The sequence below is a fragment of the Acidicapsa ligni genome, from assembly GCF_025685655.1.
In the GTDB taxonomy this organism is placed as follows: domain Bacteria; phylum Acidobacteriota; class Terriglobia; order Terriglobales; family Acidobacteriaceae; genus Acidicapsa; species Acidicapsa ligni.
On sequence record NZ_JAGSYG010000003.1, the window covers coordinates 520,583 to 535,411 of the forward strand.

The 14,829-nt window shown below is 55.1% G+C and carries 12 protein-coding genes; 6 read left to right on the top strand and 6 right to left on the bottom strand.

Annotated features, from left to right (window positions below; translation table 11 throughout):
• Window positions 1-59: 59 nt before the first annotated feature.
• Window positions 60-893, bottom strand: coding sequence for a hypothetical protein (locus tag OHL19_RS12580; protein WP_263358048.1), 834 nt, complete (start codon window positions 891-893; stop codon window positions 60-62).
• 214 nt (window positions 894-1,107) lie between these two features.
• Here OHL19_RS12580 and OHL19_RS12585 point away from each other — a divergent pair, with 214 nt between their 5' ends.
• The 3 genes from OHL19_RS12585 (at window position 1,108) to OHL19_RS12595 (ending at window position 4,289) form a co-directional block, all read left to right on the top strand.
• Window positions 1,108-2,559, top strand: a complete 1,452-nt coding sequence (locus OHL19_RS12585) for an ammonium transporter (protein ID WP_263358049.1) — start codon at window positions 1,108-1,110, stop codon at window positions 2,557-2,559.
• Window positions 2,560-2,736: 177 nt separating this feature from the next.
• A complete protein-coding gene (locus OHL19_RS12590; RefSeq protein ID WP_263358050.1) occupies window positions 2,737-3,075 on the top strand; it encodes a P-II family nitrogen regulator in 339 nt (112 codons plus the stop codon).
• A 314-nt stretch (window positions 3,076-3,389) separates the two neighbouring features.
• Window positions 3,390-4,289, top strand: a complete 900-nt coding sequence (locus OHL19_RS12595; protein ID WP_263358051.1) for a D-hexose-6-phosphate mutarotase — start codon at window positions 3,390-3,392, stop codon at window positions 4,287-4,289.
• Window positions 4,290-4,342: 53 nt separating this feature from the next.
• On the opposite strand, the gene OHL19_RS12600 is transcribed toward OHL19_RS12595, so the two are convergent.
• Window positions 4,343-6,493 carry an ADOP family duplicated permease gene (locus tag OHL19_RS12600; RefSeq protein WP_263358052.1) on the bottom strand — a complete coding sequence of 717 codons (2,151 nt, stop codon included), beginning with the start codon at window positions 6,491-6,493 and terminating at the stop codon, window positions 4,343-4,345.
• Between the two features lie 9 nt (window positions 6,494-6,502).
• Complete coding sequence (locus OHL19_RS12605; protein WP_263358053.1) at window positions 6,503-6,787, bottom strand: hypothetical protein; 285 nt, start codon at window positions 6,785-6,787, stop codon at window positions 6,503-6,505.
• A 308-nt stretch (window positions 6,788-7,095) separates the two neighbouring features.
• On the opposite strand from OHL19_RS12605, the gene OHL19_RS12610 reads away from it, so the two are divergent.
• Window positions 7,096-9,759 carry a [protein-PII] uridylyltransferase family protein gene (locus OHL19_RS12610; protein ID WP_263358054.1) on the top strand — a complete coding sequence of 888 codons (2,664 nt, stop codon included), beginning with the start codon at window positions 7,096-7,098 and terminating at the stop codon, window positions 9,757-9,759.
• A gap of 128 nt (window positions 9,760-9,887) precedes the next feature.
• Here OHL19_RS12610 and OHL19_RS12615 read toward each other — a convergent pair whose 3' ends face one another.
• Together OHL19_RS12615 and OHL19_RS12620 are read right to left on the bottom strand one after the other, a co-directional pair.
• A complete protein-coding gene (locus OHL19_RS12615; protein ID WP_263358055.1) occupies window positions 9,888-10,931 on the bottom strand; it encodes a glycosyl hydrolase family 18 protein in 1,044 nt (347 codons plus the stop codon).
• Between the two features lie 391 nt (window positions 10,932-11,322).
• Window positions 11,323-11,883 (bottom strand): hypothetical protein, encoded by a 561-nt coding sequence (locus OHL19_RS12620; protein ID WP_263358056.1) that lies wholly within the window; start codon window positions 11,881-11,883, stop codon window positions 11,323-11,325.
• A 260-nt stretch (window positions 11,884-12,143) separates the two neighbouring features.
• On the opposite strand from OHL19_RS12620, the gene OHL19_RS12625 reads away from it, so the two are divergent.
• Window positions 12,144-12,659, top strand: a complete 516-nt coding sequence (locus OHL19_RS12625; RefSeq protein ID WP_263358057.1) for a GNAT family N-acetyltransferase — start codon at window positions 12,144-12,146, stop codon at window positions 12,657-12,659.
• A 113-nt stretch (window positions 12,660-12,772) separates the two neighbouring features.
• Here OHL19_RS12625 and OHL19_RS12630 read toward each other — a convergent pair whose 3' ends face one another.
• Window positions 12,773-13,045 (bottom strand): metal/formaldehyde-sensitive transcriptional repressor, encoded by a 273-nt coding sequence (locus OHL19_RS12630; protein ID WP_263358058.1) that lies wholly within the window; start codon window positions 13,043-13,045, stop codon window positions 12,773-12,775.
• Between the two features lie 130 nt (window positions 13,046-13,175).
• On the opposite strand from OHL19_RS12630, the gene OHL19_RS12635 reads away from it, so the two are divergent.
• Window positions 13,176-14,789 carry a carbohydrate porin gene (locus tag OHL19_RS12635; protein ID WP_317890570.1) on the top strand — a complete coding sequence of 538 codons (1,614 nt, stop codon included), beginning with the start codon at window positions 13,176-13,178 and terminating at the stop codon, window positions 14,787-14,789.
• Window positions 14,790-14,829: the final 40 nt, after the last annotated feature.

Sequence of the window (14,829 nt, forward strand, 5' to 3'; positions counted from 1 at the left end):
CTGCGCTGTTCGAAACAACTTAGTGTTCGTGAATTGAGGCAAAGGTCAATCAACATGCGTCATTCTGCACATTTTGCTGTTTCTATGTGCAACAGATTGCCTGTCTTCCAAGTTGCAGGCAGCCATAAGGAAGCCTTAAATCGAATCCCGAGCAATGCACCGCGCGCGCTGGGCATACCACTTGCCGGTACAAGCGTATGGGGAACCTCACCGAGATGCATGGCCCATTGCCGGGCAAAGGATGGCGGATCGGCGACTCCAGCAGTGAGCTTCGCATCCAAAATCTGCAATTCTCCGGGCGAAGCTCTCTCTACCAGACTCAGCAACTCAGCCTGCCCGGCGAACGCTGTCTGCCCGGCGGCTCGCCCACGCATCATCTCCTGATATAGCGTCTTCGATCGCGCCAGATCGTTTGCCGAGGTCAAGAAGTGAAATCTTCGTCGATTCCATGCGATGGCATCCTGCGCACGCATGCCAAAGGTTGTACCGATCTCGCGCTCACTCAGGGAGCTATAGGGAGGCGTGGCCAGCAGCAAGGCATCCGGGTATTCCTGATGATCGGCCTGGTCTACAACGAGATCCCAGCCTGAATAGGACTGGTCGTTATACGGGGCATTGCGCTGGCCGTTGTGCTGGCTTTGCGCGGACGAAATAGGCGCGGAAATAGGTACAAAGCGAAACGTCCATCCCTCGCCGATGGAGGCCTTCCACTCCTGACCGGCAGCGACCTCACCTGTGAGCGTGAGCTTCTGGCAGGTCTTCGCAGGCGATTGCGCTTTTAGCTGTCCCAATCCTCCGGGGGCAAAAGGCGGGCAAAGCAATACGATCAGGCGAAGCAATACTTTGAATTGTCGAGAGGGGTTTCCGATGGCGCGTTCCTTTCTGCCCTTCAATCATTTTGCCTCGAAGCTTGCCTGTGTTCTGGCCTGAGCTCTGGATTGAGTTTTGGCTTGAGTTTTCGTGAGTACCAAATTGGATCACATCTCGAATCACATCTCTTTTGCGGCCGGTCTTTCCACTGAATTTGTGCTCCTTCACAAAAAGACGTACCTTCCTCCAAATTCCTATAGCTGAACTCGGGCAAATTCACATTACAATCAATCGAACATGAGACATCCGTATTCGATCCGAGCCATTTTACTTCTGTCCATAGTGGCCGCGAGCGTATCGCTTGCCCCTATCGCAGCCTTCGCCCAAACCGCAGCCAACAGCACAACAGCACAAGCCGCAGCGGCGCAGGCTCCTGCAACGCAAGCCCAGATCGCAGCTCTGAACGATAAAATTGCGGCTGCCCAATCGGCGGGCGACAACGCATGGATGCTTACCTCAGCCGCGCTGGTGCTGCTCATGACCGGCCCGGGACTGGCTCTTTTCTACGGTGGCCTGGTCCGCAGAAAGAACATTCTCGGCACCATGATGCAGAGCTTTGCCATGATGGGCATTGTCACCGTGCTTTGGGCGGTGGTCAGTTATTCCCTGGCTTTTGGGCATGGCAACAGCTTTATCGGCGGGTTTGAGCACCTGTTTCTTCATGGTGTGGATCTGACGCCGAATGCGGATTACGCGCCCACGATTCCTCACCAGACCTACATGATCTACCAGCTTATGTTCGCCATTATCACGCCGGCGCTCATTGGCGGAGCCTTTGCTGAACGTATGAAGTTCAGCGCTATGTGCGTCTTCTTTGCCCTGTGGACACTTTTCGTATATGACCCGATGGCACACATGGTGTGGGGAGTCGGCGGCCTGCTGAATATTGCAGGTGGACGCATTCCCTGCTTCGATTTTGCGGGCGGCACCGTTGTTCACGTTACATCGGGCGTCTCTGCGCTGGTCACGGCGCTCTATCTCGGTAAGCGAGTCGGCTATCCAAAGACGGCCATGCCGCCGCATTCCATGGTTCTCAGCTTTATCGGAGCCTGTCTGCTCTGGGTGGGTTGGTTTGGTTTCAACGCGGGCAGCGCAGTCAATGCCAGTGGACTTGCTACGTCGGCCTTTGTTGCGACTCACTTTGCCGCAGCGGCTGCCGCTGTAAGCTGGACGGTCACCGAGTGGATTCACAACGGGAAACCAACAGCTCTTGGAGCCATCTCCGGGGCGGTTGCCGGGCTGGTCGTTATCACTCCTGCCTCTGGTTTCGTCAAGCCGATGCCTGCCCTGATCATCGGACTTATCGCCGGGTTCTTCTGCTTCCAGATGGTCATTCGCGTGAAGAGCTGGTTTGGTTATGACGACTCTCTCGACGCCTTTGGCGTTCATGGCGCAGGCGGCACGATTGGAGCGCTGCTCACCGGCGTTTTTGCTACCTCCGCTGTCAATCCGGTGTTCAAGGATGCGCAGGGCAATGTGCTCGCTTCTGGCGGAATCGATGGTAACTGGCACCAGCTTCTCAATCAATTTACCGGGGTCGCGATTGCCTGGGGCCTCTCGATTGTCGGCACCCTGGTTATCCTTTTTATCGTGGACAAGACTATCGGTTTGCGCCTGACTGCCGAGGATGAAGCTACCGGCCTTGACCTTTCGCAGCATGGAGAAGAAGGCTACGACTTCGGCTCCTGATGTGCGGGTGCTGGTTGTGAACGGAAAGCTTTGTACTGCCTCATACAACTTTGGGATAGGTGCCATTTCGGATTCCCCGTATTGCTGATCTGTTCATGGGATTCCGAACTTCGTCTCAACACTGCTAGGCTGTCAACAGAAGATGGGCGCTCATATAAGCGCGAGGAACATTGATTTATGCAAAAAATTGAAGCAGTTATCCAGCCGTCCAAGCTGGACGCCGTGAAAGATGCGCTGCTTGAGGCAGGCATTGAAGGCATGACAATTCTGGAAGCCCGTGGTCACGGCCGCCAGAAAGGCCATACCGAGTTTTACCGCGGACGCGAGTACACCGTTGATCTTCTGCCTAAGGTCAAGATCGAAATTGTCGTCCCCGATGAACTCAGGGAGAAAACCATCCAGGCCATCATCGGAGCTGCCCGTACCGGCAAGATCGGCGACGGCAAGATCTTCGTTACCAAAATCGACGAAGCTATCCGCATACGCAACGACGAACACGGCGAATCCGCGCTGTAAATCAGGCACAAATGAGCCTGCCCCAGGTGTCGCGCAGCAAACTCGGGCGAAGCTTTACGTTTCTGACAGACAATGAAGCCATGCTCCGCTATGGCATAAGACTATAGCGGGGCATGGAATATCCGGCGAGCAAGTACATGATACGTGCCTGGCAGCAGCGATGTACGCTCCCGATATCATCCATATCTTCACGTTCAACATCCACGTTCAATATCCACGTTCAACGGGCAGGACTTCAACCGTTTCCCTGGTCTGATTCCAGTTCATTCCAGCATCGTCCATTCGGATACCAACCTACCCAGTCAGGTAAAACCATGAGCGACATAGCGAACTTAAACACGCATTTCTCGATTTCCGGAATCGCTTCGATCGTTTCGGGCAACAATGGCCTGCCTAAAGTTCAGATCACCACGCCTGCGGGCTCTGCGGAAATCTATCTCCACGGAGCGCATGTCACCTCATGGAAGCCTGCCGACAGCAGCGAAGTTATCTTTGTCAGCAAAGAGACCCGCTGGGAAGACGGCAAAGCGATACGCGGCGGAGTTCCGATCTGCTTTCCGTGGTTTCGCGCCAAGTCCGACAATCCAAAAGCTCCGTCTCACGGTGTTGTGCGAACCAAGGCCTGGCAGCTTCAATCCATCATTCAAGGCGAGGATGTGGTGATTGTTTCGCTTACGACCGAAAGCGATGAAGAGACCCGCAAATGGTGGCCGCACGAGTTTCGTCTTACCCATCGCGTTACGGTGGGCAAAGACCTCACGCTGGAACTGATTACCGTCAATACAGGCGATACGGCTTTTCAGATAGAAGAAGCTCTGCACACCTACAATCGCATCGGCCAGATTGATACGATTCGCATTGCGGGTCTGGACGGCGCAATCTTCCTGGACAACCGCGACAATAATCGTGAGAAGCTGCAGCAGGGCAACATCGCGTTCGACATGGCTACGGACAATGCCTACTTCAAGACCCGTCATACCGTCGAAATCATCGATCCGACCTTGAAACGCCGCATTCGCCTTGAAAAGCAAAACTCGGCTTCGACCGTGGTCTGGAATCCGTGGAAAGAGGATGCGGCAAAGCTGGCCGACCTTGGCGATGACGAATGGACGCAATTTGCCTGCGTTGAGGCATGCAATATTCTGGACGCGGCCGTAACGCTGGCTCCGAATGAGGAACACATCATGACGGCGGCTATCAGCGTCACGAACTAAGCAAGTTGCGTCACGAACCAAGCAATCGGCACCTGGCAATCCGGTGATTACGCTCATTCGTTTCTGAGCGCGATCACCGGGTCAATGCTTGCGGAACGATTTGCGGGAACGGCGCTGGCCCCAATCGCGACCAGCAGCAGACTTGCGGCGGCCAGCGCCAGTGAGCCTGGCAATCCGGTGCCCATTGCTGCGAAGCTATGCGTCAAAATTCTCTGGGTGACGAAGGTCAGCATCAGCCCGGCTACGATTCCGGCTCCGATCAGCACAAACGACTGCTGCAGCACCAGTGAAACAACCTGCCATCGTTGCGCGCCGAGAGCCATGCGTATGCCGATCTCCGTGGTGCGTTGTGCGGCAGTAAAGCTTAGCAGGCCGTAGATGCCGACCGCAGCCAGCAGCAGGGCGAGTCCGCCAAACAGCGTCAGTAGACCGACCAGCAACCGTCGCGCTGCCAGAGAATCCTGCACGAGGCTGTCCAGCGTGTGGACGTCGTAGACTGCCTCCTGCGAATCTTCAGCACGCACTACCTCGGCCATTGTCGACCGCAGCGCATCGGGGTTGATGCTTGTGCGCACGAGGAAAGAGGCCTCACCCACGGGATCCTGGGCCATCGACTGATAGATCACGCCCTTATTCTCATCGGCTTCAAGCGAACCGCGTCGCACATGCCCGACGACGCCCACGATCTCAAGCCACGGATCTGAGCGGCTGCCGCGCACATGATCTCCAATTGGACTGCGACCGGGCCAGTAGGCTTTCGTCAGCACATCATCGATTACTACGACGTGTGGATGATCGGCGCGATCATTTTCCATGAACCAGCGCCCTGACAGGAGAGGAATCTGCATTGCGCGCAGATATCCCTCTGTCGCCCAACGGTTGTCGCTGTGCGGTCCGGGATTGTTTGGTGAAACCGGGCGCTCTTCAATCGAAAAACTCCCAGAAGATCCGCCCGTATTTCCGAAGGGCAGAGGGTACACGACTGCGGCTGCAACTACCCCTGGCTGCTGACTTAAATGCGAAGTCACATTGTGGATAAAATTGGCTTCTTTCAGGGCCTGATCGCGATAGTTGGAGGCATTCAACGTCACGTTTCCGGTCAGCACGCCCTCGCTCCGAAAGCCCGGATCGACACTCTGAAGCTGCTTGAGACTGGAGAGAAATAACGCCGCACCGGCTACCAGCACGAAGGCCAAGGCCACTTCTGTCGCTACCAGTACGCCGCGAAAACGCTGCCGCGTTGGCCCGGCTGTTGAACTACGGCCATGCTCCGACAGGCGCAATGCCCGGTAGGATCGCGCGACCTGCAGAATCGGCGCAAGTCCGGAAAGAAACGACGTGATCAGCCCTATTCCGGCGGCTACGATGACCATCCGAAAGCTGTTGTGAATGACGAAGCCTGTCGCCAGATCGTGCGGAATGGCAAGCAGCAACAGCCTTCCGAGCAGCGGCCCTACCGCAATCGCGATACAGGTTGCACTACCCGCAAGCAGTGCCGTTTCCACGACAAGCTGCATGGTGATCTGCGTCAAAGAAGCGCCGAGAGCGGCACGAATGGCAAGCTCCCGAGTCTTGGTGGAGGCCCGCGCCAGCATGAGTCCGGAGATATTTGCACACGCGATGAGCAGGATCATTGCAACCACGGCGGACAGCGCGAACAGCGGCTTGCGCAGGTCTCCGGCTGAGTCCTGCGTCCAGGGCTGAGCAAACATGCTCCACCCGGCGCTCTGAGCAAAGCTCCCGGTACCCTCGCGGCGAATCTCTTCCGACCGCTTCTGCTCCAGTGCGGCATTGAACTGGGCCACGCTGATGCCAGGCCGCAAACGCACGACGGCATCGTAGGACTCGTTGAAGCGCTGCGATGAGTCATAGGCAGACGGGGCAAGTCCGAGCGGAATCCACATCTGCTCGTTGCGCGGCCAGTCAAAATCGCGCCGCATCACTCCAATCACCCGGTAGGATTGGCCGTCGAGCAGCACCGATTTGCCGATTGCATCATGCTGGCCGCCAAACATCTGCTGCCACAGGGAGTAGCTGAGCACGACTACCTGATTGTTGCCCTTCTTGTCCTCTTCGGAGGCGAATGTGCGACCCAGGATCGGCTGCGCCCCGAAAACCTGGAACCACTTCCAGGTCACGAGCCCGGCCTGCAGGTGCTGCGTCCGACCGTCGAATGTCGCGTTGAAGCTGCTCTTCAAGACCATGGCCCTGATTCAACGAGCTGGTTCAGAGACTGAGCATCGCCCATATCGGGCGCTGAAACCCCAATACTGGGCAGGTTGAGCTGAATATAACGCGCATGGAACGAAGCGACACGCGGGATCATCGATTCCGGCCGGCTGCAACAGAACCGCCTGCACGACGCTGAAGATCGCCGTATTTGCTCCGACTCCCAAGGCCAGGGTGATGATCGTGATCGACGTATACATGCGCGCGCGGAGTAGTTGCCGGGCTGCGTAACGAAGATTTGCAGAGAGATTCGCAAAGATTGCCCTCATTCGTCACGTCCTCCATTCGTCTTGTCTGGATTTATTCGCCTGGGTTTATTTGCCTGGGTTTTGCCTGTCTGGGTTTACCTGTCTCTGACCCAATACGCTTCATGCGGGCGCCTGGTTCACTGTTTCGGACAAAATATCGGGGCACTCCGGTGCGAACAGCATACTGCCTGCACGTTTTCTTTTCCTTCTCTGAGAATCCTTACCTTTTATCGCTTATCCTCAAATGTGACCCATCGAAGCATGACCAAAATTAGCCATGGTTTCATTACGCCATCCCTTACCCCAAAGACTGAGTTTTAAGCGAACACATGGAAGCAAGCGTTCTCGTCATCGACGACCTTCGTGAGCAGTACACCCGGGAAATGGCGCTCGTCCGCCAGACCTACGACCGCACAGGCGATGGCACCGCCGCGATCCGCCGCCGGTCCTCCATCGTCGATCGTGTGCTTATCGAGCTGTGGCGACGGGCGTTTTCGCTCGACCCGGCGGCTGCGAGCGCCAAAGCAGCGATGCTCGCCCTTGGTGGATACGGCCGCAAAGACCTCTTTCCTTACTCCGATATCGACGTTCTCTTCACGTTCGCCGACGAAGATACTGAAAAAGCGGTTCGACCCATTATTCGCTCGGTTATTCAGGCAATGTGGGACATCGGTCTGCGCGCGAGTCCTACGAGCCGCACCGTCAAGGAGTGTACGCGGTTCGACCCGGACAACCTTGAGTTCACGCTGGCGACTTTTGATCATCGCTTTCTGGCCGGTAACTTCGCCCTCTACCAAAAACTCCACAATGAGACGTTTCCCGGGCTGGTCCTCAGCGAATGGAACGCGATTGCGCAAAAGCTGGGCGAGATTGCCCGCGCACGCCACGCGAAGTACGGCAACACCATCTTTCACCTGGAACCAAACCTGAAAGAGTGTCCCGGCGGCCTGCGCGACTTTAACCTGGCGCCCTGGTTTGCGCTGCTCTTTTACCTCAAAGAAACGCGCGAGTGGCCGAAGCAGCGAAACGTCTTTCAATCTGCCCATGGCGATGCTGAAGCGGCCTTCGACTTCCTTTCCGCTACGCGCTGTTTTCTCCACTTCCGTCACGGACGCGATGATAATTCGCTCGACTGGCAATCTCAGGATGAAGCCGCAGCCCAGTCCGTAGGCCTTGAAACTCGCGGCACTGCCGACCCTGCTTACTGGATGCGCACTTATTATCGACACGCGCGTACTGTCTATCGGCGTGCTGTCCTACTCATGGAGCACCTACCTGCGCCCGTCAGCTTCTACAAGCAGTTTCGCAAACGACGCACTCCGATTGCAGGCACGGATTTCTTCCTCGACCAGGGCCGCATTGACGTGTCGCCGGGGGCGCAATTTGCCCAGTCCACTGCTACCGATGGCCTGCTGCGCGTTTTTTCTGAAATTTCAAATCACGGCTACACGCTGACACAAGCGACGGAAGACCGCATCACCGATGCGCTCCCCGTGTTGGCGATCAACATTCCGGAGGGGCCGTATCTCTGGAATCATCTGCGCGAAGTGCTGCTCGGGCCCCATGCGGCGCATGCACTGCGCACCATGCATGCACTCGGGATCCTGGAGATGCTGATTCCCGAGTTCCACGGCATCGATGCGCTGGTGATCCGCGATAGCTACCACCGCTATACGGTTGATGAACACACCTTTCTCACCATCGACAATGTGCAGGCCCTGCGCCGCCCGATGCATGACTATGAGCAGAAGCTTGGTACGCTTCTGCCGGAACTCGACCGCCTCGACCTGCTGCTGCTCTCGCTCCTGCTGCATGACACGGGCAAGGCCCGCCGCACAGGCGAGCACACTACCTCAAGCGTCGAACTAGCAGACAGCCTGCTGGCCCGCCTCGACTTTGACATCGAAGAGCGTGAGATCGTCCGCAAGCTCATTCGTATGCATCTTGAGATGTCGAACTCGCTGCGACGCGACATCTTCGATACCGACAATGTTCGCCAGCTCGCGGAAAAAGTGGGCAGCCCGATGCTGCTCAAGATGCTTACCCTCATGACCTACGCGGATATCAAGGCTGTGCATCCGGACGCGCTCACTCCGTGGAAGGCTGAAAATCTCTGGCAGCTTTATATGTCTACGGCGAACTTCATGGACCGCAGCGTCGATGAGGTGCGCTATCACGTCGATCTCGATCCGACGCTGCTTTATCGCATTGGAGCGATGGTTCCGGGGCCGGGTGAATCTCGAAGCGCGACGAAGGCTGCGGCAATTCGCCAGTTCCTCGAGGGTCTTCCGCAGCGCTATCTGCAGACTCGCCTTCCCGAACAGATCCGCAATCATTTCCTGCTCGCCAGCAAGCTGGACAAAGATCCCATTCAGCTTGACCTGCGCCCCAACCGCCAGCTTGTTGAGCTTACCGTCATTGCGAAGGATCGCAGCCGCCTCTTCGCGGATGTTGCCGGAACCCTTGCTGCATGGGGCATGAACATTGTCAAAGCCGATGCCTTCGCCAATGCAGCAGGAGTCATCGTAGACAGCTTCCAGTTCACGGACACCTTCCGCACGCTGGAACTGAATCCTGAAGAGAAAGACCGCTTTGTAGCCAACGTTCACGAGATTCTATCGCAGGGCATCACTGCTACTCGCACGCAGATTGAACAGCTATTAGCGAAACGACGCCAATCCGCTACTCGCAACGGGATAGTAAAAGTAGAGACTCCAACAAGATTAGAATTCGACTCTGAATCCAGTACTCACAGCACTTTACTGCAAGTCGTGGCGCACGATGTTCCCGGCCTGCTGCGCCAGATAGCGTTAGTTCTGCACGACCATGATTGCAATATCGAAGTGGCGTTGGTAGACACGGAAGGCGAAACTGCAATCGATGTCTTTTATCTGACCCACCTCGGCGAAAAGCTTTCAGTGGCCCTGCAACAGAACCTTGCTACAGATCTGAAGGCGAGCCTGGAAAAACTTCGCACTGTTGCCCAGGCCTAGCGGCGGCTCTGTCGTTTAATAGCCAGATGACTGGCTGACGATTCGTGATATCTGACAGAGAGCTTATCCAAAAAACATTGGAGACCCTAGGGTCTCCAATGTGCGGTTATGAATCAACGAATTAGTTTCTACCAGTTGCATTTTTCTTTCGCGGGGAAATGCTCGTCGATTACCTGCATCAGCGAACTCGGCGCGGGCGCGTCCTGAGATAGTTCCCAGATCATTACGCCGCCGTATTGTTTGCCCAGCTCCGTCTCACGCGCCATTGTGGCCCCGCCAACGTAGTAGAGCGTTTCGCCGCCATCCAGGTTGCCGCCTGAAACCATATCCGCATCGAATGCATTTGGATAAGCTGCGACAACGGTGCTGAAGGTCTCCTCGATGTTTCCATCGCCACTCTGCGCGAAGAATGGTACGCCCAGAGTCATCTTCTCCTTGGGAACCTTCTTCGTCTCCGCGTAGTAAGTCATTGCCACTTCCGCGTCCGAGTAGTTGGAGTAATTCATCACGTTGACGAAGTCGAACAAATGCAAGGCTGCATCCGGCATGGAATCCTGCAGATACTCGGCCACAGCCGCAGTTACGATCTTGCCCTGCGGATGAAATGTTTCGATGAGTGTCCTGGTGAATTCGAGATATGGCTGCCCCATGTGATCGGGATCTTCAATGTCGAGATCGACACCATCCAGATCATGATTCTTGATGTATTTGTTGAGTGATTTCACCAGTTCTTTTGATAGACCGGCATCATAAAACTGCAATATCTGCTGGTCTCCACCACCGCCGCCAATCGACAACACGACCTTGGTGCCAGCCTTGTGCGCAGCCTTTACCAGCGTATGAATGTCAGCATCCGTCTGACCCAGAGCAAACGTCATATCGCTGCTCTTCGTGCAGGTACCAGTGCAAAAGGGCGGTAAACCAAAGGCAAGATATAAGTGGGTCATCTTTGAGAAATCGAGACTCTTCGCGTAGTCCGCATAACTACCGTCATAATCCGGCAGATAGCCAACGAGCTTGGGCGGAGTCTTATGCTCATGCTGCGGACCGAAGCCAGACCAATGTTCGGATCGTTCTTCACTCTGGGGAGACTGGCCTGAACTTACGCCGGCCATACAAAGAAAAGTTGCGAGCCCGGCGACCACTGCAATCGACGGACGGACTAACTGCATCTTTGACAAGTTACAAAACGAGAAGTTGCAAAACTTGCGCACTATTGAACCTCCAGGAGTGTCTTTCGCACTTGCTGGCTTCTTACCGCCGAAGTGGTCCGAAATTTAGATCGAGGCAAACCCAGGCGGGAGAAAACAGCAAGTTCGAATTGGGTGAAGCATAAAAAGAAAAACTTTCTTTGTCAACGTTCTTAACAAAGAAATTTCCAGCTTCGTGCAGGAGGCTTTGCGCATAGTCGAAAGCGTATGGTGAGGAACGGGTAAGGGTTCGGGGAATATTTCTCCTCAAAGATCTGTATGCACGCATCAGGCGCAGTTTTCCCCGGTTGCTCAAAACTTTTCTAAATTAGAGATTGAAGGTCGTGCATTGAATGACGGTACTGCGAATCAACTACTCCCAGTGGCCAATTACTGTAAGGCTGCCGGTGCCTGGCGTTTCATTGATTGAGGAGTTGCCACCCTGGCTGTAGCTGTGCATGATCAGCGTTACCCGGCTGCCTCCATGCACGCCCATGTGCACTGGTTGCGACAGCACGTAGTGAGGATTTGAAGTTGAGGAACCTGTTCTGGTTGCGGCAAAACCAGTCATGAGTTCATAACTTCCAATCATCGTATCCAGATACCACTCCGCACCGGCGGGCAATACGTCGTCGTAATCAGCCTCGGCGAACAGTTGGTCGATCACAAAGGTGCGGCCTGTCGGGATATTGATGCACAGGTAGCCTTTGCTCGCAGGTTGGGTAAAGCTGTCGAACTGCTCAAATTGTTCGTATCCGCTGCGGGTGCTGTCCGGCGTGTAGCAGGATTGCGCCTGATCCTGTGGAAGTATCAGTTGAGGGTCATTCGCGGCCGTATTCGGATAACGAAGATGCCGTGAATGCGTCTGTGCAAACATCGGCAAAGTGCATAGAGCGAGAGCGGACAAAACAACAAAAGACTTCCCAGGAAACATGCTTGAATTCACCTGAAAGTGGAGTGGACTACGCGCTACAACCATAGACGCTCAACCATTCATGAATGTTCAAAAAGTGCCAACTCTGAAATAGAGTATGAAGTCTTATCTCTTCTTTATGCGTTTCAGAGTGTACTGAAGAAGAAGCAACGGTTTGGTCCAGCGCAGACAAAGTGGGAACATCCAATCCAATTGAACCTCCCGAAAGGTTATTTCGGGCTCAGCCCCACAGGGAGCTGAGAAGTGACACCGCTTCCGCGGTGAACGACACCCCTTATACGTCGAAATGCCTGGTCCGCACCTCAACTCTTGCGGACATGCCGGATATTACGGCAATTTATGGCAAGTTCGTCGAGACGAGCACGGCGACATTTGAGCTCGTGGCTCCGAACCAGTCGGAGATGGTGAAAAGACGACAGGCTGTTCTGGATCACGATTTGCCCTATCTCGTAGCCGAGCTGGAGGGGTACATCGTGGGCTTTTGTTATGCGTCGCAGTTTCGCCCGCGCGAGGGCTACCGCTTTACGATCGAAGACTCAATCTACGTGCGCCCGGATTGTATCGGTCATGGGGTCGGCAAGATGCTGCTGACGGAACTGATCTCGCAGTGCCGGGCAAAAGGCGGCCACTCCATGGTTGCCTGCATCTGTGGAGTGAATCCGCCCTCGGTTGCGCTGCATGCTTCGCTTGGATTTCAGCAGGTTGGGTTACTGCCGGAGGCTGGCAATAAATTCGGAGAATGGCTGCGACTGTTGATCATGCAGCGTCCTTTGTAGCCAGATTCGACAGGATATCTACTCGCGGCAGATACGTTTTCACATCCCATTCATCTTGCGAACTTACTCTGCCGAAGACGGCCACTGCGTAAGATGGCTTAGTGCGTTCAAGGCTACTTCAGGTAAGCTCGGACCAGATCAATCAAATCTTCTGCCAGTTCGGGAGCAATTTTTTCCTTTGAACCATCGGTGAGGTGAAAGCGAATATGCGTCTCCAACACCTCGCCCATCAGGCTGTTCACGCCTCCGCGCACTGCGGCCAGCAGCATCAACTGGTCGCCGCAATCGTCCTTGGCATCGAGAGCCCGTTCGACTGCATCGAGTTGCCCGCGCAACTTGCGAATCCTTTGCAGCAGCTTTATTTTTTCCCGTTCATCATGCGACATGATCTATCTCCAGGGTCATTGCAATATGCGCTTGATATACCCACCGGGGGTATGGTATATACCCAGGTAGGGTATAGTTTCCATCATCATAGCGCAACCCATTCTTTCTCGGGAGCAATCTAACTTGCACGTGTCTCAAGTATCTCGCCAGATGTTGCTGATTCCGTTTGTCTTTGCAGCAACATTGCTGCCGGGGCAGAGCCTGCATGCGCAATCGCGTACGCAAGATTCTGCGTCAATAACGGCTCCCATCGACGCTCTTACGATATCGGCCGTGGTGATTCCAGATGCGCCTCAGCCTGTCGTTGCATCGCCAGCATCGACAATGGCGGCATCGCCTGTCGCTGTATCTTCTGGCTCAGGAATAGCGCCGCTGCATTATGCGGACATGCCGCTGTTCACTTCGCTCCAGGACAGCAGTGTTCCGGCAAAGGCACCGGCGTCTGCTGATTCGCCCGTCGTCACGATATTTCCGCATTCCGATTCTGCGCTATGGTGGCTTTCCGGTCAGGCCAACATTATCTTTCAGGGCCGTCCCGCATTCCACTCTGCCTACCAGGGAGTGAACAGCTTTCGGAACTCCGCGGAGTACAAGACTTCCCTGCTTGGTACGCTCTATACGGCGCTTCGGCCCGATCACTCCATTCGCTACAACACGGATCTGATTCTCGATCTTGAAAGCGCAGGAGGCCGCGGCCTCAGCGAAGCGCTGGGTCTCGCGGGCTTTACCAACCTGGACGTTGTCCGCAATCCGAATCTCGGCTCAACGCCCTACCTCGCTCGCTATGAGATTCATCAGATTATCGGCCTTACGAACGAAACCACCGACCAGCAGGCGGGACCATTCGCCGTCGCGTCTAAAGTGCCTGTACGCAGAATTGAACTTCGCGGTGGGAAACTTACGCTGCCTGACTTTTTTGACATCAACAGCGTCGGCTCCGACAGTCATCTCCAGTTTATGAACTGGACGATCGACAACAACGGCGCATGGGATTATGCAGCCGACACGCGCGGCTACACGGTAGGCGCGATGGCGGAGTATGACGACCGCATCTGGTCTGTTCGCTACGGCCTGTTTGGCATGCCCGTCGTGGCTAATGGCATCGATATGGACTGGGCCTTCAGCCGTGCTCATGGGCATAATGGCGAGTTCGAATTGCGTCACGGCTGGTTCAAAAATCAGAAGGGTACTTCGCGCATTTTGTTCTTTGCCAATCGCGCTCATATGGGTACATATCGCGAGGCAAACGAGGCTTTTCTCGACGGAGAAGATGCGAAGCCGAACATCGTTGCGCATGAGCATTTCGGCGCTTTGAAATACGGCTTCGGTTACAACACAGAGCAATATCTCTCGACAAATCTGCGCGTCTTTGGCCGCTTTGGGTGGAACGAAGGCCAGCACGAATCGTATGCTTACACGGAAGTCGACCAGACTGTTTCCGCTGGCGGAGATTACTCCATGGCGGGCTGGAATCGGCCATCCGACAAATTTGCGATTGCTTTTGTTTCAAATGCGATCAAGAGCGATCACCAGGAATATCTCAAGCTCGGCGGACTGGGATTTCTACTTGGCGACGGCAATCTGAATTATGGCCGTGAAAACATCGTCGAGAGTTACTATACGTATCATGCCTGGCGCGGCTTGTTTTATTCACTCGATGTACAACATATCAATAACCCCGGCTACAATCGCGACCGCGGTCCGGCATGGGTGGGGTCAGTCCGCGCTCACGTAGATTTTTAGAGCACTTGAGCGTGATCGGCAAACATAGCCATATACTTTG